We start from the raw sequence: 24,736 nt of genomic DNA, 5'->3' as shown, positions 1-24,736 counted from the left end.
GTTTCAACTCTATTTTTCACACTAAAAGACCGATTTTAATGTGTATAATGACGCGCAAATACGCTAACTTATTTAATTATTTAAATTTATTAATTCATTTTTAAAATCAGTAGTACAATCAACACAAACATTAGGGTCTTTAATACCATCAATTAATTTGAAACATGTTTTACATTTAAACCATTCCTTATTAAATTCAAAATCACCTCCTTTAATAACAATCGACTTTCCTTCTACAAATCCTTGACCAATTTTTTGCAGGGCACTATTGTAAATTCTAGTAAGTGTAGGTCTAGAAACCTCCATATTTTCTGCTGCGGTGTCATGCGATAGCCCATCATAAATAACCAATTTAATAGCCTCATATTCTTCATATTGCATAACAACATGTTCTGCATCACAAAACCGAATTCCAAAAGGCTTAAAACCAAGCATTTTTGGCGGATTGTCTACTTTTCTTTTCTTTTTGGGCCTGGGCATTTTTCAAATTTCACGCAAAGATACTGAACACACGTTCATTTAAACAAAAATATCAATAATAATCTGTTAAAAAGCCTAACAATTCGTCAGAAATAAGCTTAAAATGACAAAAAAGACACAACTTTATTCTTATCAAATTAAGTAAACCTATTTCTGCTATTTTATATTTAAATTTGCCATCTATAAGAATAACCAATGAGCATCATTTCTAAAGACATACAAAAAGCCATACAGCTATTAACCAATGAAGAGTTGGTTGCCATACCAACAGAAACTGTTTATGGTTTAGCCGGAAATATTTTTAGCGAAAAAGCGATAAAAAGTATTTTTTCAACTAAGAAACGTCCGTTTTTTAACCCTTTAATTGTACACATTCCTTCTGTAGATTCTTTAGACGGAATTGTAACTCATGTCCCTGAAAAAGCAAAATTATTAGCGGCTGCTTTTTGGCCTGGTTCTATGACATTGGTTTTAAAAAAGAACAAAAATATTCCTGATATTATTACTGCCGGTAAAGATACCGTTGCGGTTCGTGTACCGAATCACCCTGTAACTTTAGAGTTATTAAGACAACTCCCTTTTCCTTTAGCAGCACCAAGTGCGAATCCTTTTGGAAGCATTAGCCCAACAAAACCAACACATGTAGAACGCTATTTTAAGAATGATATTCAGCAAGTTTTAGATGGTGGGGCTTGTACAAACGGCATTGAATCTACCATTATTGGTTTTATAGATGATGAACCTATTATTTACAGATTAGGAGCGTTGGCTTTAGAAGATATTGAAGCTGTTGTTGGTACAATTAACATTAAAAATAAAGAAGAAATAAGTCCGGATGCTCCAGGAATGTTGGCTAGACATTATGCACCTGCTACTCGTACTTTTTTGGTTGATGATATTGCCAGTGAGGTAAAAAAGCATGAAGGCAAAAAAATTGGTGTATTACCTTTTAAAAATTCTTTGAATGATGTTTCTCTAACAGAAATTATTTTATCAGAAAAAGGATCTATGCACGAAGCTGCATCAAAATTATACGATTCTTTACACGAATTAGACAGTAAAAAATTGGATGTAATTATTGCAGAACGATTTCCAGAATTTGGTTTAGGAAAATCTATTAACGACCGTTTACAACGTGCTACTTTTAGCCTTTAACTTTATAATTTTAAAATTTGAATTATTTCCAAAATTTTAAAGCCGATATTTCAGGAATTGAACTTCCAAAAAAATTTACTTTTCCCTTTTACTATCAACCTCATCAATTAGCAACAATTGCTACAAATGAATTGCAAGAATATTTAGAAAACCAAACGGACTTTACACACAATTTTGGATTATCCGAAGAACAAGAAACATTACCTATTGGTAAAATGTTTGGAGTTTTGGTGGTTAAAAACAAACAAAATGAAATTGGTTATTTAGCTGCCTTTTCAGGAAAATTAGCAGATAAAAGTTTGCCTGAAAAATTTGTTCCGCCTGTTTTTAATATGAGAACAGAAGGAAGTTTCTATATTAAAGGAGAGCAAGAAATAGATAAAATAAACGCACAATTATCTCTTTTAAAAAAGGATAGAAGCTATTTAAAGCTAAAAAAATCTGTTAAAAAATTATCAAAAGAAATAGAAGACGATTTAATGCTGGAGAGGAGAAAAATGAATCTTCAGAAAAAAGATAGAAAAAGAAGAAAGACCAACGGACAAGCAACTTTAAATGAAGCTGATTTTAATGTTTTAAATAAAAAATTAGTCCAAGAAAGTTTTAATAATCAATTTTATTACAAAGAACTTTTAGAATATTACGACGATAAAATTGCTAAAAAAAGAACGGAATTAGCTCTTTTTGAAGATAAAATTGCATTCTTAAAAAAAGAAAGAAAAGAAAAATCTAACTATTTACAACAAACTCTTTTCAGTAAATATGCTTTCTTAAATCAAAAAAAAGAGCTGCGTAATTTATTAGATATTTTTACAAATCCTGCTATAAAACCACCTGCAGGATCCGGAGAATGTTCTGCTCCTAAATTATTACAACATGCTTTTTTAAACGATTTAACGCCTATTTGTATGGCAGAATTTTGGTGGGGAATCTCGCCAAACTCCGCTATTAGAAAACATAAGAACTTTTATCCTGCCTGCCAAGGCAGATGCAAACCTATTTTAACACACATGTTAGAAGGTATTGCAATGGATGAAAATTTATTGTTAGAAAATTTAGCAGAGAAACAAGAATTAGAAATCATTTATGAAGATGATGTTTTATTAGTTGTAAATAAACCAACGGAGTTTTTATCTGTACCAGGAAAGGACATTTCAGATTCTGTATATACGCGAATTAAAGAGAAATATCCAGATGCTACGGGTCCATTAATTGTTCACAGATTAGACATGTCTACTTCTGGAATTTTATTATTGACCAAAACAAAAGAAGCCAATAAAGTATTACAAAGTCAGTTTATAAACAGAACTGTAAAAAAACGATATGTTGCTTTATTAGATGGAAACCTAACCGAAGAAAGTGGTAAAATAAAACTTCCTTTGCGTGTAGATTTAGACGATAGACCTAAACAATTAGTAGATTTTGTTCATGGAAAAAATGCAGAAACCGATTGGAAAATCATCGATAGACAAAACGGAAAAACAAAAGTTCATTTCTACCCAATTACAGGAAGAACGCATCAATTAAGAGTACATTCCGCTCATATAAAAGGACTAAATACACCAATTGTTGGTGATGACTTGTATGGAAATAAAGAAAACAGGTTGCATTTACATGCTGAATTCATAGAATTTTCACACCCTACAACTCATAAGAAAATGAGTTTTACAGTGACCCCAGATTTTTAGAAAAACGAGAAACCGATCCCTAAAGAAACACTGTCTAATCTGTTATTTTCGAAGCCGATGATTCCTTTTCTATGAAAGTCTAAACGAACTATTGTGTTCCATCTTTCTGCTCCTGCAACTTGAGTACCTAACCCTATTCGGTAATAATTTCCGTTAGGATAATTACTAGATGGACGCCACATTTTTCCGTAACTCACTTCGGAAAAAAAATTATCTCCTTCATCTTCGGTTATATTGTATTTTAAACTCACGTAAGTTGGAAAAGCACTTACGGCATAATTCCAATGATAATCGAAACCACCATTTACACTTATGGCAACTCTTTTTTTAATTTCGCACCCAAAACCCATTCTAAAAAAAATTGCTGAAGGAATTAAAAATGTTTCACCATCGTCTGGATCTAACGTATAATGTTCATTAACAGCAAAGGTTAAATTTGCTGAACCAGTAAAAAAAGGTTGTCCAAGTTTTTCTTGTGATAATAAAGTTTGAATCGTACAAAAAAACAGGAGTGAAAGTAGTATTTTTTTCATTGCAAGGTATTGGATATCAGAACCTCAGCAACAACTATTCCATTGCTTATATTTTTTTAAAATTTTAAACTTTTAGTATTTTTAAAAATGTATTTCTATCAATTTCTTGAGCGCCTAAACTCGCTAAATGATCATTATACATTTGGCAATCGATTAAAGTATATTCTTTCTTTTCGGCGAGATGAATAAATGCCAACTTAGAAGCATTAGAAACTTTACTAAACATACTTTCTCCACAGAAAATAGTATTTATTTCTAAACCATACAAACCACCAACTAACTCATTATTAAACCATACTTCTATAGATTTTGCGATGCCTTTTTTATGCAAATTGATGTAGGCCTGCTCCATATCATCAGTTATCCAAGTACCAAAACCATCACTTCTTTCAATATTTTTACAGTAGTAAATCACTTCTTTAAATGCTTTATTCTCTGTTATGGCAAATTGATTTTTATTGATAATTTTACGCATCGATTTAGAAACTTTTATAGCATCCGGAAACAACACCATTCTTTCTAACGGACAATACCAAACAATTGGCTCTCCTTCTGAAAACCATGGGAAAATTCCATTTTTGTAGGCATAAATTAAACGTTCGTCAGATAAATCTCCACCTAGAGCGATAATTCCATCATTTGTGGTATATTCATAAGGTGGGAAATCAATTTTATCTGTAAGCCAAATCATAAGAATTTATTTGTTGCTAAATTAAGGAATTCATAAAAGAGTAGGAATATAAATTATTATTCACTTTATAAAAATTAAGTCCTTATTTTTGTAACCTATTTAAAGAAAAAGAGGAATCTAAAAATGGCAAAAAAAACAAAAAAAAAAACAAAAACGCATAGAGCTAAACTAATGCACTCCTATTTCCATAGAACAGGGTTTTATATGTTTATCTGGGAGAGCTTAAAGAAAGCTTTTTGGCCAATTGTTATTGTTGTTGCAAGCTTATTTCTTTTTAATAAATATGTATATGATATTAATGAAGGCTTGCATCATTTTACAGAAACAGTTTCTAGACTTACAGTTTTAATATTCTTTTTTGTTTCTGAAACCTTATTAGGGCTAGTACCGCCAGAAATGTTTATTGCGTGGTCTAAAAAAACACCTGATCCAATATTAAACTTAGCAATTTTAGCTACTTTATCTTATTGCGGTGGATTAATTTCTTACTTTTTAGGAAAAACAGCTTTAAAAATAGCATCAGTAAAGGAATATTTAGAAGTAAAAATGGCTAAAAACCTAAAAAACACTCGTAAATGGGGTGGCATCTTAATATTGGTAGGCGCCTTATTACCATTACCTTTTTCAATTGCTTGTATTGCTGCAGGAATGATAAAATATCCATTTAATAAAGTTGTCTTTTTTGGTTTATTTCGTTTTGTTAGATTTGCAATATATGCTTGGGCAATTTTTCAAGTTGTACATTAAACTCAGATTAAAATAATTATATTAGTATTATGGGATTAACAAATAATGACATTTTAAAAAAACTACGTGTAGCTCATAAATTACGCGATACAGATATTGTAGAAATTTGTGCTTTGGTAGACTTTAAAGTAAGTAAAGCAGAATTAGGTGCTTTATTTAGAAGTGAAGAACACCCTAAATATGTAGAATGTCAGGATCAAATATTACGTAACTTCTTAAACGGATTGGTTGTTCATTTACGTGGACCAATGCCTAAAAAAGGTGAGAAGAAATAAGTTTATAGTTTCTTATTAAGTACAAGAAACAAGACAAAATTTTATATAAAAAAAAGAGTGTAAATTTAATTTACACTCTTTTTTTTATATTTAGAAATATACCTTTCTAGAAAGGTAAATCATCTGGCTCTTCATCTGTAACTTTAGATGCAGGCTCAAATTGATCTACTGGAGGTAAATTACCACCTGCAGACGCTTGAGATAAATTTTCTATTCTCCACCCAACTATTGAGTTAAAATATTTAGCTTCACCTTGTGGGTTAATCCATTCTCTACCTCTTAAATTGATAGAAACTTTTACATCTTGACCAACTTTGTAATTGTTTAATAAATCAGTTTTATCTTGTTGAAACTCGATATTAATCATTTGCGGATATTGATCATCTGTTGTAACCACTAATTCTCTTTTTTGAAATCCGTTTGATCCAAATGTTTGAACGTCTCCAATTAATTTTACTTTACCAATAACTTCCATAATTTCTAATTTAATAAAAGCACTTTCCAAGCACTTTCTACATCATTCTTTTTTAAATACTCTTGGGCAAATGTATGTTTTTTTGTGGTTTCTAGTCCAATAAACTCTAAATGATCTTTCTTAAAGTTATTAACATCTGCTTCTGTTGGCAATTGTTCTACATTACCTAACATCCCTAAATTATTACCCGTTAACACCGTACTATTTCTTATTTCTAAAGGTATTTTATCAACTCCAATACCTAAAGTACTTACTGGTTTTGGTATCTCAAAAAAGCCTTCTTTTGCCCTAGTATAAAAACTACCTCCTGCTCTTGCGACCAAGTCTATTTTATGTTGATCTATGCTTCCGTCTTCCGCTAAAACATCTTCAGAAATATGTACTTTAACTACCTGACAAATTATTAAATTTCCTGCTCCACCTTCATCACCAGTAAAAATAACATCATTTACCTTACACTCTAATTGCACAGGAGATTCTGCTACTCTAAAAGGTTTTACCCTCTCTGAAGCTAACATGGTAAACCCTGCTTTTTCAAACTCATTTACACCTTGCGGATATTCTGTACTACTTAAAGACATTTGTTGTACCATGGCATAATTTACCACATTTATAACCACTTCTTTGGTAGCCAAAACATTTTCTAGCGTGTGTTTTGTAGTATTATCTTTTACCCTTCTTGCTGGAGAAAAGATTAATATTGGTGGGTTTGCTCCAAAAATATTAAAAAAACTAAAAGGTGATAAATTCGGATTCCCATCTGCATCAACCGTACTTGCAAAAGCAATAGGTCTTGGCGCAATGGCACCTAATAAATAACTGTGTAATTTTTGGGTTGTAATCTCTTTTGGGTTAATAGATAGCATACTTATAAATTTTACTAAATGCCATTTAGAGCACAACTAAACAGTTTAACGAAATAGATCATCTTCGTTCAACACCCTTTATCAAAATATATTTTGATAAAAAGCAAATATGCTAACTGGCAAATATTTTTGCTTTGTAAAGATACTATCTAATCTTTAAATGAGTTATACAGAGGAAACCTTATATTTGTTTTGATGAAAATTTTTTCGAACACCCTTTTATTTAAACGAATTACAATTCTTGTTTCGTTTATTATTGTTTCTTTAATCTTGTGGAATACCTATACTTTCTTTCAAAAATTTAAGCATGAAGAACGTATTAAAATGGAAATTTTAGCAACCGCTCAAAAAGAAATTGCTAGCGACACCAACTTAGATGCCAATGTAGATTTACCCTTAAAAATAATTGAGAACAACAGTAATATTCCAATGATTCTGGTAAATGACAAAGGAGAAATAGAATATTTTCAAAACCTTGACTCTGTAAAAGCTTCAAATCCTAAATATTTAGAAAAACAACTTATAGAAATGAAGGCCGAAAATGAGCCCATTGAAGTGAGTTATAAAGGCAAAAACAAACAGTTTATTTATTATCGAAATTCCGATTTATTAAACAGATTAACCTACTATCCAATTGCATTAATTTTAATTTTATTTCTCTTTTTAAGTGTTATTTATATGTTTTACAACTCTAATAAAGTTGCAGAAACCAATCAACTTTGGACAGGAATGGCTAAAGAAACAGCACATCAAATTGGTACGCCTTTGTCTTCTCTTTTAGGTTGGATTGCCATTTTAAAAATGGAAAAGGTTGATGATAAATATGTCGCAGAAATAGAAAAAGATGTTAGTAGATTAAACACCATTGCAAATCGTTTTTCTAAAATTGGTTCTACACCAGAACTAGAAAAAGAAAATGTGGTTGCCGTTACCAAACAAGCTTTCGATTACCTAGAATCTAGAAGTTCTAAGCAAATATCCTTCTCTTTTTCTACTACAGATGCTGAAATTTACACCAATTTAAATACAGAGTTATTTGGCTGGGTTATAGAAAACCTTATTAAGAATGCTATTGACGCCATGTTAGGCAAGGGACAACTACAACTAACTATAGAAAACACCGCTAAAAAGGTAAAAATCACCATTACCGATACTGGTAAAGGAATGCCTAAAAAATTATTTAAACAAATTTTTAAACCCGGTTTCACTACCAAAAAACGTGGTTGGGGCTTAGGATTATCACTTTCTAAACGTATTGTTGCTGATTATCACAAAGGAAAAATATTTGTACAAAAATCTGAAATTGAAAAAGGAACTACTTTTGAGATCCTCTTAGATAAAGTGTAGTTGAATGGTTTTAACAAAAAAAAACCTTACTTTAAAAAGGTTCTTTTACTATCTTAAGTAAACTCCAAACTCTTGTCATCCCTTTATTTTATTGATAAAATGACTATTCTTTAAGCAGTCAATAACTTCTAAAAACTACATTTCCTTTTCTTATTAAAAGGGCATTCAACCAATTTTACCTAACTACAAAAGCAGTTCAACTATACTAAACCGCATTTTAAATACAGAAAAAAACCACTCGAATAAAAACACCCTATTTTTTTAAACCTCATCAGTAAATTTGTAGCTCCAAATGATATTATAAATTAAAAAAACTAGCTATATATGAACATCTTAAGTTTAAAAAAATTAAAGAGAGCATCTATATTTATCATTCTATTTACTTTTTCTCAAATAAGTTATGGTCAATTAAGCGACTTACACTTTTTACCTCCTTTAAAGCAACATTCAAATAATCAATCTGTTAAGCAACAGAGTTTATATTTATCAACACCAGAAACAAATAGTTTCGAGGTTAAAATTTATCAAGGAACTAATACCAATGCTATTGCTACCCTTTCTCTATCTAAATCTACACCAATAATTTATAGCTTAGCAAACGGAGATAACAACATAACATTAGTATCCAATACAAATACTGGAGTTGTTTTAAAGAATAGTGGTTTACGTATTGAAGCTCCCAATGGAGAAGAGTTTTATGTAAACTATAGAGGACGTTCTAGCGCACAAGGTACTTCAATCACCTCTAAAGGTAGAGCCGCTTTAGGCCAAAAATTTAAATGGGGAGGAGCACCAATTGAAGCAAGCCATAACAGTATAAATGCTACTTTAGGTATTATGGCTACAGAAGACAATACAGAAATTACCATAAACGGTTATGACCCTGCTTGTGAATTTAGATTACAAAATGATATAGATGGTATTACTGCAAACGCTATTGAAATAACACTTAACAAAGGAGAATCTTATGTTGTTGAAGCTGCAAAAAGTGCTGCAACAGCAAATATAGATGGTTGGATTGGAGCTTCTATTAATTTTAATAAAGACATTGCTATTAGTAATGGGATGTTAAATTTTGGAGTAAGTGCTACTAGTCAAGCTAGAGATGCTGGTGCAGATCAACCCGTACCAGAAGATAAATTAGGTAAAGAATATGTTTTTGTTCGTGGCCAAGGAGGATCTAGTAATGAGTTTGTTATTATTATAGGAACGCAAGCAAATACAAATATATTTGTAAATACAAGTGATGAAACTACTACTCCATTTGCTACAATTGGTATTGGAGAATATGTAGAAATACCTGCTTCTTACTATTCTGGTTCATCAGTTGGAAAAAACATGTTTGTAAAATCTACAAAGAACGTATATGCATATCAAGTACTTTCTGGAAGCTCAGCAACTAAAACAGTTAGTTTAAATTTCGTGGCACCTGTAAGCTGTTTACTACCAGACACCATGGATTTTATACACAATATAACAGACTTATCTGGGACGCCTGTTACTGGAGGAGTCTTTATTATTGCATCTACAACAACAGACCGCTGATCTATTTATTTAAAAGATAATGGTACTAGAATAAATTTAGATCCAGCAGAAGCTGTTTCTGGTAATTCAGATTGGAAAACTTTTTATGTTTCAGGACTTAGTGGAAACGTTTCTGTAGAGTCTAGTGGGCCAATAGCAGTTGGTTTTACAGGACAAAGCACGAACATTGGTGTCGCAGGATATTTTTCTGGATTTGACACTGAACCGGCTACAGTATTAGCCATTACAGGTGGGGGATGTTTGCCAAGTGGTTCAATTGAAGTAGTTAATAAAGATTTTGAAACTTATCAATGGTATGACAATGGTACTTTGGTACAAGGAGCAACAAACCATACATATACTCCAACAGAAGCTGGAGATTATTACGTACGTGTTTCTAAAGGAGGTTGTACTTATGATTCTAAATCTATTTCTGCTTATTATTGTAATCCTGATGTTGTTGTAAACAAAACTGCTGACAAAACAGAAGTTATAGAAGGGGATACAATTACTTTTAAAATTACAGTAGAAAGTAAAGGATTAGACGCAGTAACAAATGTTAACATTTCAGATGTTATTCCTGCTGGATTAAAAATATGTAGTGCAGAAGCGAGTACAGGTTCTTGGTCTGAACCAAATTGGACAGTAGGAACACTTACAAGCGGACAAATAGAAACGATTACAATAAAAGCAATCGTTAACCCAATGACAGGTACAGCGGTTAGCTCTTCATTAACAAACACAGTAACAAACACACAAGACCAAGAAGATAGTAACAAGACTACAGATGCTCCTTCTGTTTCTTTTAATATTTTAAGAGATACTGATGCTGATGGCGTTGCAGATGTAAATGATATAGACGATGATAACGATGGTATTTTAGACACTGTAGAAGGAAGTAATGATATTGATAATGACGGTATCCCTAATTCATTAGACTTAGATTCTGATGGTGATGGCTGCCCAGACACTATAGAAGCTGGTATACCTGCCGTATTAACAAATACAAATGTAACCAATGGTTATGGTACAAATACTTCTAACAACACAATTACAAACGTTACAAACGCTGTTATAAACATTACAAATAACCCTATTGGTAGTAATGGATTAGCAACTAGCTTAGAAACTAATGACACCTCTACAACCTCTACAAATTATACTTCTACTTATAGCACCTATGCTTTAGATGCTGCTACAAATGTTTGTGGAGTTGCTATGATTACACAAGTATACCAAACAAATACAGAACGTTGGATAGAAATTACCAATACAGATGCTACAAATATTGTTGCACCAAATGCAGCTATTATTGCACTCTTTAAAAACACCTCTGGAGATCAAACAGATAATACGCCAACTGCTTTTATCTCTAACACAAATGCTATTAACCCGGGTGAATCTCTATTAATATCTGCAGGAACCGTTTCTAACAAGCTTTCTACAGCTTCTGAAATAGTTGATACAAATGTTACAGATTTTGATGATGCCAATGATAATATAGCCTTAACTAGAATATCTAATACGAATGCTTGGGCATCAAGGATTGATGTGATAGCATCTATAGAAGACAATACAAGCTATGTGCGTATTGATGAAGTTTCTGCACCAAATAAAACTGCAGATGCAACAGAATGGGTTGCTTTTATAAATGATAATATTATTACCTATTCAGATTTAGTAAATGATAATGCTATAGAACGTCATGCACACGATCCTTTATTATCTGAAATAGCTACTGCTAATGATGAAGCCAATATTAAACCAGGTTTACGTAGATTTCAATTCACAGACAGAACTACCGTATTAGGTAGTAGTGTTTGGACAAACGGATACCCAGATAGATCTAGAAATGTAAAGGTTTCTGAAGATTATAATCATACAGGTAAGTTAAGTGCTAGAAAATTAGAAGTTAAAGAAAGTAGTATTTTTACAATTACAGATAACCTATTAGTAGTTACAAATGAAATAATTATTAAAGATACAAACGATGAAATACGCTTAATTAGTTCAGACAATACTAATAAGGCACAGTTAATTCAAACGCATAAAACAGCATCTAAAGTTACTGGAAACGGTAAATTATTAGTAGACCAAAACTCTACAGTACCAAGTAAGTACAGATATAATTATTAAGCTCTCCTGTACATACTCTTAATGCAACAACATTTACTATAAAAGATGTTTTAAAAGACGGCACAATACCAACCTCTGCAACTTCTACAATTACAGACATTAACTTTGTGGGGGGTTATGATGGTAATACTACATCACCTATTTCTATAGCAGATCATTGGATATACACATATGCAACAGGATCTAATGGAAGATCTGGTTGGTCTCATAAATACAAAAGTGAAACAATTTCACAAACCGATGGATTTACTTTTAAAGGTCCTGGTGCTGCACAAAATTATACTTTTGTTGGTACTCCTAAAGATGGAGAATTAACAACAACTATTAATGCAAGAGACTCTTATTTAGTAGGAAACCCGTATGCATCTGCAATGAGTAGTAAAAAGTTTATTCAAGATAATTTAGATGTTACGAACGGTAGTTTATATTTTTGGGAACATGTAGGAGAAGAAAGTTCTAGTAATGGTTCTGAAGGACATAATTATGGTGGATACGTTGGTGGATATGCTGTTAGAAACTTATCTGGAGGCGTTGCTGCAAACAGTGTAGTTGACAATAATAAAAGTAATAATGGTACACCTACTTTAGGTAGTGGATCTTATACAGAGCCAAAAGCCTTTATAGCAATCGGTCAAGGTTTTTTTATACAAGGAGATGATGTACTTTCTGGACCTATTGTTTTTAACAACAGCCAAAGGGAATATGTACAAGAAGGAGCAAATTCTTATTTCTTTAAAAGTGAAAATAAAAAATCTGCTGCTAAAACAAGCCTTACAGATACATTACCAATTATTAAATTAGGAATGAGTTATACAAATGATAATAACTTCAATTTACATAGACAATTAGCCATTTCATTTAAAGACAATAACTCTTTTGATTTTGATAAAGGATATGACACAGAAATTTATGATGTAGGAACAACTGATATCTATTGGAAGTTTCCAAACTCTGATGAAAAATATGTAATTACCGGTGTACAAAGTATTTCTGAAGAACTAGAAATCCCTTTAGAGTTGGTTATTTCTAAGGACGGACAAGTAGCAATTAGCATTGATGAATGGAATGCGATTAACAGAAACGTTTATATTAAAGATAAATTAACAAGCACCTCTTATTTACTTAATGATGCAAGTATTGTTTTAACACTTGCAAAAGGAACCTACACAGACCGCTTTGTACTTGCTTTTTCTGAAACTACTAAAAGCCAAGTATTAGGGATAGAAGATGTAATTTTAGAGAACAACGTTTCTATTTACTTAGATAATAACGCCAAAGAATTGGTAATTGAGAACAACAGTAATTTAGAATTAAAAAAGGTAACTTTATTTAATTTATTAGGTCAGAAAGCGGCTGAATGGAATACTATTGAAACCAATACAACCCAAAATAGATTGAAAATTAATACCATTTCTGAATCTATTTATATTGTAAATATTGCTACAGAAAAAGGGAATATTAGTAAAAAGATATTAGTAAAATAAATTTTCTATAAAATATTTTTGATTGAATATTTTTGATTGAATATTTAAAACCACGTTTTCTTTTATGAAAACGTGGTTTTTCTTTTTAATAAATACGACATAGTTTAAAACTACTAATCTTAAAAATTATAAGAATTTTAAATAAATTCAGATTAAAAAAAAGCTCTTTTAGATACTTATTGTAATTTTTTGCGTACAGAATAACCAAATAACAAGCCTAAAATTAACCATAAAAAAATATTTATGATAATTCTGTTTAAGGTAATTTCTTCATTAAAAAGATAAGGAGAAACAAAAGTTACTAAAATAAACATTACACATCCCCAAATCAATCCTGTTTTTACCCAGTTTTTCATTCTATTCAAATTCTGATGAAATACTTGCCGCCAACGCAACAAACTCATCATTTGTTAATTTTACTTTTTTAGTAAACTGAATATCTTCCATTGCATTTGTTGGTACTAAATGTACATGTACATGAGGCACTTCTAAACCAATTACACTTGTACAAACTCTTTTACAAGAAACTGCTTTTTCTAAAGCCTTTGCAACACGGTAAGAAAAATCCATAAGACTTAAATAATCTTCTTTAGACAAATCGAATAATTTGTTTTCTTCCTTTTTTGGAACTACCAAAGTGTGCCCTTTGGCATTTGGGTTGATATCTAAAAAAGCAATATAATTATCGTCTTCTGCTACTTTGTAACAAGGAATTTCTCCTTCTATTATTTTTGTAAAAATGCTCATTTTGTTTATTGTATTGATTTATAAATTAGACCTCAACTGTGCTAGATCTTACAAACAGTAGTAAAGGTAAAAAAAGAATTCGGGTTCTAGCAATGCTAAAACCCGAATTTATAATGAATAAAAAACGTCATTGCGAATGTAATGAAGCAATCTTTTAATAGATAAAGAGATTACTTCGTCATTCTTTCTTGTAATGACTTTATCTAGAAATATTTACAATTTCGAACTTCATAATTCCGTTTGGTACTTTAATTTCTGCAACATCACCAACTTCTTTACCTAACAAACCTTTACCAATTGGAGAGTTTACAGACAATTTACCGTTTCTAACATCGGTTTCTGAATCTGCCACCAACGTGTAAGAAAATTCCATTTTGTTTGCTACATTTTTTATTTTTACAATAGAATGAATCAACACCTTAGAAGTATCTAATTGAGATTCATCTATAATTCTTGCACTAGAAATAACATTCTTTAACTTGGCAATTTTAAATTCTAAGTGAGATTGTTCTTCTTTTGCAGCATGGTATTCTGCATTTTCACTTAAATCTCCTTTATCTCGTGCATCTGCAATTTCTGTAGTTACTCTTGGACGCTCAACCTGTTCTAGTTGCACCAATTCATCTTTCAATTTCTTTAATCCTTCTGCTGAATAATAAGATATCTCGCTCATTTTTTTATTATTTAAATTTGTAACCTACATTTAATAAACTTATTAAAAACAAGTCCCTTTTACACTAAAAAAACCCAATACGGGTTTATATTAAAAAATCCCATTGCCCTGTAACAGGAATGAGATCGAATAACAAATATACAAAATATTTGTAACTTGCTAACGTTTTAAATAAAATGAAACTTTTGTATGATTAAAAAAATAGTATTTTTCAGCTTCTTTTTAACGTTATTAAATTGCTCTAATAATGACGATTTAAACAATTGCATACAAGCTTTACCTTTAAGTTACGTAACAGATTTAAACAATCCTCAGTTATTAAATGCGAATGTTCCTGGTGGGTATGTAGAATTAAATGCAGGCTCTAAAGGCGTTCTTTTAATGAATGTTAATGGCACCGATTTTGTTGCTTATGATAAACTGTGTCCTGCCGGAGATTGCACTACAGCAATGACTTTTAATGGAAGTTTTATTCTAAAATGTGCATGTGATGGCAGCGAATACGGTGTTGGAAAAGGAATTGGAGGCGCTCCACAAACAGAAGGTTTTATCTGTCCTGCAATAGAGTATAGGGTTACAAAAAGTGGAACCGCACTTCGAATCACAAATTATTAATAGGGTACTTTATATAAGTTGCTTATTTTTGCCTAAACACAACAATTCTCAACGTGAAAAATTATTATTCTTCAAATTTTAAATTAGGCATTCTTGGTGGCGGTCAATTAGGTAGAATGCTTTTAGCAGAAACTCAAAAATTAGACATTCATACTTCTATTTTAGAAACTAATAAAAATGCACCATGTGCAGAAATCTGTAACACGTTTGTGGTTGGAGATTTACTAGATTTTGATGCCGTTTACAACTTTGGTAAAACCGTAGATGTTTTAACCATTGAAATTGAAAATGTAAACTTAGATGCTTTAGACAAACTAGAAGATGAAGGTTTAACCATTTTTCCGAAACCGAAAGATTTACGCATTATTCAAAATAAAGCCAGACAAAAGAATTTTTATGTAGATCATGAAATTCCTACTGCAGAATTTTCTCATTTTGCACATTCCACAGAGATTAAACATTCATATGAAAATAACACGATAGATTTTCCTTTTGTTTGGAAAGCAGCTCGTTTTGGTTATGATGGTAATGGTGTAAAAATTGTTAGAAATATAGAAGATTTAGAATCTTTACCAAATGTTGAGTGTATTACAGAAAAACTGATTCCGTTTAAAAATGAATTGGCAGTAATTGTAGCTAGAAACGCTGCTGGTGCAGTAAAAACCTACCCAGTTGTAGAAATGGAATTTCATCCAGAAGCAAACCAGGTTGAGTATGTTATTTGTCCAGCAAGAATACATAGTACAATAGCAGAAAAAGCAAGAGAAGTTGCCTTAAAAGTAGTAAGTGATTTAGATTTTGTTGGCTTGTTGGCTGTAGAAATGTTTCAAACAGTAGATGATAAAATCTTAGTGAATGAAGTTGCTCCAAGACCCCATAATTCTGGACATTATTCTATAGAAGCGAGTTATACCAATCAATTTGAACAACATTTACGCTCAATATTAAATCTTCCGTTAGGAAATACAGATAGTAAAGTTGCTGGAATTATGGTAAACTTGGTTGGTGAAGAAGGTTTTTCTGGTGATGTAATTTACGAGAATATAGAAGAAATTTTAAAAATTGATGGTGTTACGCCACATATCTACGGAAAAAAAGAAACACGTCCGTTTCGTAAAATGGGACATGTTACTATTGTAAATTCTGACATTGATATTGCTAGAAAAGTAGCACAAGAAGTAAAAGAAACGATTAGAGTGATTAGTAAAAATAATTAACAGCAAACAATTATTAGTTAACATTAATAACTGATAATTGATAATTGAAAAAATATGGTAGGAATAATAATGGGAAGCGATTCTGATCTTCCAATAATGCAAGAAGCAATAGACATTTTAGAGAGTTTTGATATTAAAATAGAAGTAGATATTGTTTCTGCTCACAGAACTCCAGAAAAACTGGTTGAATACTCTAAAAATGCACACAAAAGAGGTATAAAAGTAATTATTGCTGGAGCCGGTGGTGCAGCACATTTACCAGGAATGGTAGCTTCTATGAGTCCATTACCTATAATTGGAGTTCCTGTAAAGAGTAGAAACTCTATTGATGGTTGGGATTCTGTTTTATCTATTTTGCAAATGCCAGGTGGCGTACCAGTTGCAACTGTTGCTTTAGATGGCGCAAAAAATGCAGGTATTTTAGCGGCTCAAATTATTGGTGCTTCAGACGAGCTTATTTTAAATAAGATAATCGCTTACAAAGAAGAATTAAAATTAAAAGTAAATCAAGCTTCAGAAAGAGTTAGAAAATAATGATTTTTAAAATAAAAAAACTCAGAATTTATAAAATTCTGAGTTTTTTTTTGCCTTTTTTAAAGGACTAATCTACAAGCACTATTTTTCTATTTAAGCTTCTATTATCTTGTAATTTAGCACTTACAATATACACTCCTGATGATAGATTAGAAGTATTCATTTTCTGTTCTCCTTTAAAAGATGCTACTTTTCTTCCCTGAACATTAAACACAGAAACCTCATCTATATCATCTACACTATTATTATATGTTGCTATTAATTCTTTTCTTTCATTAAGATATACCAAAAATTTATTTGCATCCATTTCATATGAATCTGCACTTAATGTTTTTAATTTATTTTTAGTGTAAACAACTTTAAATCTTGTATTATTTTCTCCAACAGCATCAACAGTAAAATTATATTCTGACTGCTTTAAATCTACAGTAACTCCTTTTTCTGTATCTAATAAATAAATATAATAAGCTTCTTCTATTTGTTCTTCTTGTATATCTATAGAATAATCACCTAACTCATCTACAACAAACCCTACCTTAATTGTTTTAGTATCCTCTTTTAAAACAGGTAAACCTTGTATAGTTGCTTTGTGTACATCTTCTACAAACGAGTAAAACTCCATAGATTTCTTCTCTACATCAAAAGGAGCATCATATAACCTATCAAACTTATCTGTTGCACCTTCTACGAAACCTATCAATATTGTTTTTGTTATATCATTATGATTAAAAGTAAACCAAGAGCGCCCTTGTTTTTTTATACTACTAGCACTCCCCTCGTTGCTTTTAAAAAATTTAGTATTTAAACCCTCTACTTGATGTGTAGTTTTAAAAGTGATTTTTAAATTAGGGTTTGTACTTGTTGTTTTTATAAAAAAACCTTGACCAGAACCAATAACGCTATTTACAGAAGGAGTTTAACCACCTGTTGCATTATATTCTATATAATCTACTTGTCTGTTTTCTCCTATATGAACCGAGTTTTGATCCCAAAGATACATTGTTCCCTCAATTTCACTATTATCTGAATCTGATATAACCAACTCCCAATCTATCGCTGAAGCGTATGGATTTCCTACTAAATTATCTCCACTTGTAGACCAAACCACTCCATCAAAATCTGTTCCTTCTAAATTAGACGTATTATATATGTCTACTTCTATAGCACCTTCATTAATTTTACCAGAAAAAGTTCTTAATTGTCCTCCAGTACTTTCATTACGAACAGCATATCCAATTCCTGTATTAAAATCTGAAGTACCTGTAGCAACCCAATCTGAATTTTCAGCAGCAGCATCGAATTTATAAATAAGTGAAGCATCTGAAAAAACGGTTGCAATATTAGAATCTGAACTAATAACCGGAGAACTCCAATATGAAAAGAATTTATTAGTAGAATACGTTGGAGTAATTTTTTGAATATCGACAGTACCCAAACCTTGTATTGGAGAATTACAGGCATGATATATTAATGATCCTCCATCTTTAATTACAATCTTCCCATTATTAATTAAAGAATAAAACACATTAAGAGTTGCTCCACTTTCTACAGTAATTTCTGCATTAGCATCTACTGTTAAATCACCAATATTAACAACTCCTATAGTAGCAGTTATAATTGGATTATTTGTACTATTATTAATGATAACTTTTTGTGTTTTTGTTACATCAGAAGACGTACCAGACCAATTAGCATTATTAGAAAAATCTGTAGAAGAACCTACAGACCAAGTATAAGTTGTACCACTTCCGTTTGCTGTTGCAGTTGCTGCTATAGACGCGGTTCCATTTGCTTGATATTTAATATCGTCACCATCTTGATACGCTACTAAACTAGTTCCTGATGTTAAATAGGTAGATTTATTTGTATCTATTTGAGCTTGGGTTCTCGCTACATTCCAAATTCTAAATAAAGAAATATTACCATTAAAATTATAGTCTGCACTCAACTGATCTGTAAAAACACCACTATAAGTTTCTGAAGTTGAACCGCTAACAGAACTAGACACCCAATTTGTCGTTAAACTCTCTGGATACCTCATATTCCCTCCATTTCTACCAATAGCAATATCTCCAGTATGTCTGCTTATTTGAACACCATCTTGTACATCTTTTTCAACTCCGTCTAAAAACCATTTAAAAGTTAAATCAGGACTAGCAGTGTCTTCTAAGGTTAAAGCAACATGACTCCATTTACCAACTTCTACATCTCCAATAGCAGATCTAAAGAAACGTCTATTTGCCACAACATCTGCATTATTTCTATAGCCACCAACATAAATCCTACCGTTTTCAATAAAAAAAATAATTGTATTTACTTGTGCTCCTTCTTCATACAGTACTTGTCTCGTAGTAATATCCGAAGGTTTAAACCAAAACTCTACCGTTCTGTTTCTAGTATCTTGTACATTAATTGCATCAGTATTAGGTACAGTTATAAAATCATCTGTACCATTTGCATTAAAACCAGCACTACAAGGTAACTGAGCAGAAACTACAGTAACAACTAATAAAAAAATAAATAATAAATAACTTTTAAAGCACTTCATAATTTAGGGGGATATATTCTGTATTTTAATTAAAAAGTAGCACCTAAGCAACCCTTATTTCAAAAAAAAGTTAAAGTTAGTTATTAACTCGATAAATAGAAGTTTTTTAACTAAAATTAAGATATTAAATTAATAGAATATTTATCTTTGAGATCTATATACAAAGAATCCATGAATCCACTTTTACAAGATTTTAATACACCTCCTTTTTCTAAAATTTCTAATGAAGATTACAAACCTGCCATAAAAAAAGGGATTGAAATTGCCAAAGCAGAAATTGATGAAATTATAAACAATACTGATGTTCCTACTTTTGAAAACACAACCGTTGCGTTAGATTTTACAGGTGAAAAACTAAATAAAATTACGAGTATTTTCTTCAACTTAAACTCTGCAGAAACTAATGATGAGATTCAGAAAATTGCACAAGAAGTTTCTCCTTGGTTAAGTGAGTTTAGTAATGATATTACTTTAAACGAAGCTTTGTTTAAAAGAGTAAAATCGGTTTTTGATAGTAAAGAAACGTTAGATTTAACGCCAGAACAAACAATGCTTTTAGAAAAGCAGTACAAAAGTTTTGCAAGAAATGGTGCTAATTTAAAGGAAGCTGATAAAATTGAACTTCGTAAAATAGATGCTCAACTTTCTAAATTATCTTTAAAATTTGGAGAAAATGTATTGGCAGAAACCAATGCTTTTGAACTTCACTTAACAAATGAAGAAGATTTAGCTGGTTTACCAGAAAGTGTAAAAGAAGCAGCCAAAGAAGTGGCAACTTCTAAAGATAAAGAAGGATATATTTTTACCTTAGATTACCCAAGTTACATTCCTTTTTTAACCTATGCAGACAATAGAGAGTTGCGTAAAAAAATGGCAATTGCAGCTGGTAAAAAAGCTTTTCAAGACAATGAATTCAATAATGAAAAAATTGTTTTAGAAATTGTAAATCTTCGTCATCAAAGAGCTAATTTATTAGGTTATAAAACACATGCTCATTTTGTTTTAGAAGAAAGAATGGCAGAAACGCCAGAAAAAGTAATCGAATTTTCTAATAATCTTTTAGAAAAAGCAAAACCTGCTGCTTTAAAAGAGTTTGGAAACTTAGAAAACTTTGCTAAAAAATTAGACGGAATAGATCATCTTGAAAAATGGGATGGTTCTTACTATTCTGAGAAATTAAAGAAAGAATTATTCGATTTAGACCAAGAATTATTAAAACCTTATTTTAAATTAGAAAACGTAATTGATGGTGTTTTTGAAATTGCCAACAGATTATATGATTTAAAATTTGAAGAAGTATCTAACATCGACAAATATCACGAAGATGTTAAAACATATAATGTAACAGACACAAACGGTAACTTTATTTCTGTGTTTTATGCAGATTTTCATCCAAGAAAAGGGAAAAGAAATGGTGCGTGGATGACAAGTTACAAATCACAACAAATTAAAAACGGAATTAACGAAAGACCACAGGTTTCCATTGTTTGTAATTTTACCAAACCCACCGAAACCAAACCGTCTTTATTAACGTTTAACGAGGTTACTACGCTGTTTCACGAATTTGGTCATGCATTACACGGAATGTTAGCAAACACCACCTACAATAGTTTATCTGGAACGTCTGTTTCTTGGGATTTTGTAGAATTACCAAGTCAGGTTTTAGAAAACTGGTGTTTCGAAAAAGAAGCTTTAGAATTGTTTGCAAAACATTATGAAACCGGAGAAGTTATTCCGATGAAATATGTAGAGAAGATTAAAGAATCTGCAAGTTTTCATGAAGGAATGCAAACCTTACGCCAGTTAAGTTTTGGTTTATTAGACATGCAATGGCACGGTAGCGAGTCGCCACAGACAATTACTTCTATAAAAGAGTTTGAGAATAATGCTTTTGCAAACACAAAATTATATCCTGATGTTGCAGAAAACTGTATGAGTACTGCTTTTTCTCATATTTTTCAAGGAGGCTATTCTGCCGGATATTATTCTTACAAATGGGCAGAAGTTTTAGATGCAGATGCTTTTGAATATTTCTTAGAAGAAGGAATTTTTAATAAAGAAGTAGCTACCAAATTTAAAGACAATGTACTTTCTAAAGGTGGAACAGAAAAACCAATGGAATTATACAAACGTTTTAGAGGTAAAGAGCCAAAACCAGATGCTTTATTAAAAAGAGCAGGCTTACTTTAAAATAAGATATTTTACAACAAAAAATCGGTTTTTCAAGGGTGTTTTACCCTAAGAAAAACCGATTTTTATTTTACCTTTTATTCCAAGAAAAACAATTAATAAATAAGATATTTCTCTCTTGTTTCTTTAAATTTATTTAAGCCATTTTGCCAAGTTTCTTTTATCTCTTTAGAAGATAAACCTACTTCAATTTGCTTTTGCAATTCTTTTGTTCCTGCTAACTTTAAAAAGAATTTATTAAAAAACTTTTCTTTATCAGACGTATGCGCATAAGATTCTATAAGCCAATCTAAATTTAAATTGCTTAATTTTTTATAAGTACGTAAATCTTTACCAAAACAAACTTCACCTTTGTGCTTTGGATGTTTTGCACCAAAATTAGGTTCTGGCGTAAAACTAAAATCAAAAGATTCCTTCGCTAAAAAAGGCGAACCAAAAATTTGAAATTGCATTTCTGTGCCTCTACCTGCACTTACATTGGTTCCTTCAAAAAAGCATAAACTAGGATACAAATTAATAGATTGAGCATTCGGTAAATTTGGTGATGGTAAAATTGGTAAATCATACTCAGAATTATGTGTGTAATTCTTTAAAGAAATTACTGTTAAATCACATTGAATTCCATTTTCTAACCATTTTTCGCCATTAATCATTTTTCCGTACTCGCCAATTGTCATTCCATAAACTGTAGGAACCGGATGCATCCCAACAAAACTTTTTGCTTCTTCTTTTAGCATAGGGCCATCAATATAATGTCCATTAGGATTCGGTCTGTCTAGTACTATAAGTGGAATATTTAACTCTGCACAAACCTCCATAACATTATGTAAAGTAGAAATATAGGTGTAGAAACGCACCCCAACATCTTGAATGTCAAACAACATTACATCCAAACCTTTTAAGTGTTCATGAGATGGCTTTCGATTTGCACCGTATAATGATATAATTGGTAAACCTGTTGTAGCATCAATACCATCTTCAACATGTTCTCCCGCATCTGCCTTACCTCTAAAACCATGTTCTGGAGCAAAAACTTTAGTAACACCTACTCCCAAAGCAACTAAAGAATCTACAAGGTGTACATTAGTTTCTCCTTTAAATATAACACTTGTTTGGTTAGCAACAATACCTACTTTTTTACCTTTTAATAAATGTAAATATTCAGCTGTTTGATTGGCAGCAACAATAATTTTAACCTCTTCTTTTTCTGCTACGATGTTCGCTACTTCTGTTTCCTTTTCTTTGGTTGGCTTAGTACTGCAGGAAACTAAAACAAGAGATATTAGTATTATTAAATTTTTCATGATTGTAAATTATAAAGATGATTTTAAAATTTTTAATGTTGCTTGTTTTCCAGATTCATCAATAATTTTCAAGAAATATACTCCATTTGAAAAATTAGAAATATCAATAGCTGTTTTTTGCAGACCAACTTCCTTAACTAATTTTCCTAAAGTATTATAAACACCAATTTTAGCGAATTTTATGTTTTTTTCATTTGAAATATTAATAATGTTATTGGTAGGGTTAGGATATACAGCTATTAAATCATTCAAATATGAATCTACATTAGCCGTTGAACCAAATTTAGTGTTGATTAAATTCCAAAGTTCTGGTCTTGTTCCATCATAATTTAATGCCCAAATACCAACACCTCCTAAATTATTTTCTATTGCCAAATCGTATTTTTTTGAAATACTTAATTCATTATCTGCCCAAATCTGATTCCAATTTACACCATCATTCCAAGTGTACCAAGGAACCTCAAAATCACTGTTCCATATCCAACCTCCATAAGCACTTGCATCTATAGAAGTGTCTTTATACCTGGTAGATTTAACATGCGAAACTGTTGCTGATTCAGAAACATTTGTTGCGGTTTTCCAATGTTGTCCATAATACGGAATTGCCATCACCAACTTTTCTGGATTCTTTGTAACAGGCACTTTATAAGTTCCGGTTTCTACGGTTCTTTTCACAAATCTTTTCCAAGAAGTGTGGTGTGTTAATGGAGCTACAGGCCCTGCATTAGCAGAGGAACCAGACGTATAATCATATGCCATTATAATTAAATAATCTACACTATCTACTAAATCATCCATAACCCATCCACCCCAATTTACTGCCGGACCATCAAAAGAAACTTCTTTTCCTGGTAGTTCTTGATGAATATAAGCAGTTAAACTTGCCATAAACGTATTTAATTCAGCTCCTCTATGCGCACTAACCATTCCTTCAAAATCGATATTAACACCATCTAAATTATACGTTTCAATTAAATTTTTAACATTGGTAAAAAAAGTGTTTTTCTTAGTTGTATTTGTAAACAACTCCCAAGCTACTGCGTCTGCACCATCTGCACCACCAAAATTTACAACAGTCATTATAACTTTAGTTCCTGCTGTATGTGCTGCATTAATCTCTGTTGTCCAAGGCCAACCTGGAGGTGTAGAAATTGAAGCGTCTAATTGCACTCTAAAATCAAAACAAGCCAAATGCGTTAATAAATTATACTGAATATTATTATGCGCGCCGCTACTTTGCTCCCAATAAGGTAAAAAACCAAAAACTTTTTTAGACAATGCTTTAGCAGTTTTGCTTTGCAATGGAATAATTTCTGAAACAATTTTACCTGAACTTTTTTGGTGTTTAGCAGAACCACCAAACTCTTCTGCTTGTAATTCATGAATTCCTTTTTTAATAATTTCCTGTGATAAAGCTTTATTATATGAAAAAAAGACAAATAAGGAAATTACTGTGAAATGTAATAATTGTTTCATAATTCTTGGTTTTTAGTTGTTTACAAAATGA

Annotated in this window: 24 protein-coding genes; 12 read left to right on the top strand and 12 right to left on the bottom strand. The window is 31.3% G+C overall.

The features are described from left to right. Positions 1-72 precede the first annotated feature (72 nt). Positions 73-480, bottom strand: a complete 408-nt coding sequence (locus tag WG945_RS12080; protein ID WP_068449334.1) for a DUF134 domain-containing protein — start codon at positions 478-480, stop codon at positions 73-75. Between the two features lie 195 nt (positions 481-675). On the opposite strand from WG945_RS12080, the gene WG945_RS12075 reads away from it, so the two are divergent. Together WG945_RS12075 and WG945_RS12070 are read left to right on the top strand one after the other, a co-directional pair. Continuing rightward, positions 676-1,635 carry an L-threonylcarbamoyladenylate synthase gene (locus WG945_RS12075; RefSeq protein ID WP_068449332.1) on the top strand — a complete coding sequence of 320 codons (960 nt, stop codon included), beginning with the start codon at positions 676-678 and terminating at the stop codon, positions 1,633-1,635. A gap of 17 nt (positions 1,636-1,652) precedes the next feature. Beyond that, positions 1,653-3,323, top strand: coding sequence for an RluA family pseudouridine synthase (locus tag WG945_RS12070; protein WP_068449330.1), 1,671 nt, complete (start codon positions 1,653-1,655; stop codon positions 3,321-3,323). Here the strand turns inward: WG945_RS12070 and WG945_RS12065 are convergent. Together WG945_RS12065 and aat are read right to left on the bottom strand one after the other, a co-directional pair. Beyond that, positions 3,320-3,856, bottom strand: a complete 537-nt coding sequence (locus WG945_RS12065; protein WP_068449328.1) for a hypothetical protein — start codon at positions 3,854-3,856, stop codon at positions 3,320-3,322. The genes WG945_RS12070 and WG945_RS12065 overlap by 4 nt on opposite strands. Before the next feature lie 64 nt (positions 3,857-3,920). Then, positions 3,921-4,547 (bottom strand): leucyl/phenylalanyl-tRNA--protein transferase, encoded by a 627-nt coding sequence (gene aat / locus WG945_RS12060; protein ID WP_068449326.1) that lies wholly within the window; start codon positions 4,545-4,547, stop codon positions 3,921-3,923. 123 nt (positions 4,548-4,670) lie between these two features. On the opposite strand from aat, the gene WG945_RS12055 reads away from it, so the two are divergent. Further along, complete coding sequence (locus WG945_RS12055; protein ID WP_068449324.1) at positions 4,671-5,294, top strand: YqaA family protein; 624 nt, start codon at positions 4,671-4,673, stop codon at positions 5,292-5,294. Between the two features lie 29 nt (positions 5,295-5,323). Then, the gene (locus tag WG945_RS12050) at positions 5,324-5,569 is read left to right on the top strand and encodes a DUF1456 family protein (RefSeq protein WP_068449322.1); all 246 of its coding nucleotides are present in this window, start codon (positions 5,324-5,326) and stop codon (positions 5,567-5,569) included. A 106-nt stretch (positions 5,570-5,675) separates the two neighbouring features. Here WG945_RS12050 and WG945_RS12045 read toward each other — a convergent pair whose 3' ends face one another. After that, complete coding sequence (locus WG945_RS12045) at positions 5,676-6,044, bottom strand: DUF3127 domain-containing protein (protein WP_068449396.1); 369 nt, start codon at positions 6,042-6,044, stop codon at positions 5,676-5,678. Between the two features lie 5 nt (positions 6,045-6,049). After that, positions 6,050-6,910, bottom strand: a complete 861-nt coding sequence (locus WG945_RS12040; RefSeq protein WP_068449320.1) for a flavin reductase family protein — start codon at positions 6,908-6,910, stop codon at positions 6,050-6,052. Between the two features lie 195 nt (positions 6,911-7,105). Here WG945_RS12040 and WG945_RS12035 point away from each other — a divergent pair, with 195 nt between their 5' ends. The 4 genes from WG945_RS12035 to WG945_RS12020 all read left to right on the top strand — a co-directional run bounded on the left by WG945_RS12035 (position 7,106) and on the right by WG945_RS12020 (position 13,401). Continuing rightward, positions 7,106-8,257 carry a sensor histidine kinase gene (locus WG945_RS12035; RefSeq protein WP_068449318.1) on the top strand — a complete coding sequence of 384 codons (1,152 nt, stop codon included), beginning with the start codon at positions 7,106-7,108 and terminating at the stop codon, positions 8,255-8,257. Between the two features lie 324 nt (positions 8,258-8,581). Next, on the top strand, positions 8,582-9,802 hold the full coding sequence (locus WG945_RS12030) for an IgGFc-binding protein (protein ID WP_068449316.1): 1,221 nt from the start codon (positions 8,582-8,584) through the stop codon (positions 9,800-9,802). Between the two features lie 240 nt (positions 9,803-10,042). Further along, complete coding sequence (locus WG945_RS12025; protein ID WP_068449314.1) at positions 10,043-11,917, top strand: DUF11 domain-containing protein; 1,875 nt, start codon at positions 10,043-10,045, stop codon at positions 11,915-11,917. 107 nt (positions 11,918-12,024) lie between these two features. Then, positions 12,025-13,401, top strand: coding sequence for a T9SS type A sorting domain-containing protein (locus WG945_RS12020; RefSeq protein WP_068449312.1), 1,377 nt, complete (start codon positions 12,025-12,027; stop codon positions 13,399-13,401). A 176-nt stretch (positions 13,402-13,577) separates the two neighbouring features. Here the strand turns inward: WG945_RS12020 and WG945_RS12015 are convergent, their stop codons facing one another. The 3 genes from WG945_RS12015 to greA all read right to left on the bottom strand — a co-directional run bounded on the left by WG945_RS12015 (position 13,578) and on the right by greA (position 14,821). Continuing rightward, positions 13,578-13,757 carry a hypothetical protein gene (locus WG945_RS12015; RefSeq protein WP_068449310.1) on the bottom strand — a complete coding sequence of 60 codons (180 nt, stop codon included), beginning with the start codon at positions 13,755-13,757 and terminating at the stop codon, positions 13,578-13,580. A gap of 1 nt (position 13,758) precedes the next feature. Next, the gene (locus WG945_RS12010; protein ID WP_068449309.1) at positions 13,759-14,148 is read right to left on the bottom strand and encodes an HIT family protein; all 390 of its coding nucleotides are present in this window, start codon (positions 14,146-14,148) and stop codon (positions 13,759-13,761) included. 199 nt (positions 14,149-14,347) lie between these two features. Beyond that, on the bottom strand, positions 14,348-14,821 hold the full coding sequence (gene greA, locus WG945_RS12005) for a transcription elongation factor GreA (protein WP_068449307.1): 474 nt from the start codon (positions 14,819-14,821) through the stop codon (positions 14,348-14,350). A gap of 189 nt (positions 14,822-15,010) precedes the next feature. Between greA and WG945_RS12000 the strand changes: the two genes are divergently transcribed. The 3 genes from WG945_RS12000 to purE are packed head-to-tail and all read left to right on the top strand — an operon-like array spanning position 15,011 to position 17,187. After that, on the top strand, positions 15,011-15,436 hold the full coding sequence (locus WG945_RS12000; RefSeq protein ID WP_068449305.1) for a hypothetical protein: 426 nt from the start codon (positions 15,011-15,013) through the stop codon (positions 15,434-15,436). A gap of 53 nt (positions 15,437-15,489) precedes the next feature. Beyond that, on the top strand, positions 15,490-16,653 hold the full coding sequence (locus WG945_RS11995) for a 5-(carboxyamino)imidazole ribonucleotide synthase (protein WP_068449303.1): 1,164 nt from the start codon (positions 15,490-15,492) through the stop codon (positions 16,651-16,653). Between the two features lie 54 nt (positions 16,654-16,707). Further along, positions 16,708-17,187 (top strand): 5-(carboxyamino)imidazole ribonucleotide mutase, encoded by a 480-nt coding sequence (gene purE / locus WG945_RS11990; RefSeq protein ID WP_068449301.1) that lies wholly within the window; start codon positions 16,708-16,710, stop codon positions 17,185-17,187. Between the two features lie 67 nt (positions 17,188-17,254). Here purE and WG945_RS11985 read toward each other — a convergent pair whose 3' ends face one another. Both WG945_RS11985 and WG945_RS11980 read right to left on the bottom strand, forming a co-directional pair. After that, positions 17,255-17,887, bottom strand: coding sequence for a T9SS type A sorting domain-containing protein (locus WG945_RS11985; RefSeq protein ID WP_068449300.1), 633 nt, complete (start codon positions 17,885-17,887; stop codon positions 17,255-17,257). Between the two features lie 216 nt (positions 17,888-18,103). Continuing rightward, on the bottom strand, positions 18,104-19,735 hold the full coding sequence (locus WG945_RS11980; protein WP_068449298.1) for a LamG domain-containing protein: 1,632 nt from the start codon (positions 19,733-19,735) through the stop codon (positions 18,104-18,106). 171 nt (positions 19,736-19,906) lie between these two features. Between WG945_RS11980 and WG945_RS11975 the strand changes: the two genes are divergently transcribed. Further along, entirely contained in the window at positions 19,907-21,925 is a 2,019-nt protein-coding gene (locus WG945_RS11975; RefSeq protein ID WP_068449296.1) for a M3 family metallopeptidase, read from the top strand. 95 nt (positions 21,926-22,020) lie between these two features. On the opposite strand, the gene WG945_RS11970 is transcribed toward WG945_RS11975, so the two are convergent. Beyond that, positions 22,021-23,229 (bottom strand): exo-beta-N-acetylmuramidase NamZ family protein, encoded by a 1,209-nt coding sequence (locus WG945_RS11970; RefSeq protein WP_068449294.1) that lies wholly within the window; start codon positions 23,227-23,229, stop codon positions 22,021-22,023. Between the two features lie 9 nt (positions 23,230-23,238). Then, positions 23,239-24,705, bottom strand: coding sequence for a glycosyl hydrolase family 18 protein (locus WG945_RS11965; RefSeq protein WP_068449292.1), 1,467 nt, complete (start codon positions 24,703-24,705; stop codon positions 23,239-23,241). Positions 24,706-24,736 lie beyond the last annotated feature (31 nt).

Source organism: Polaribacter atrinae (assembly GCF_038023995.1).
Classification (GTDB): domain Bacteria; phylum Bacteroidota; class Bacteroidia; order Flavobacteriales; family Flavobacteriaceae; genus Polaribacter; species Polaribacter atrinae.
The sequence above is the reverse complement of the archived record's forward strand: the minus strand, read 5'-3'. Positions and strand labels throughout refer to the sequence as shown.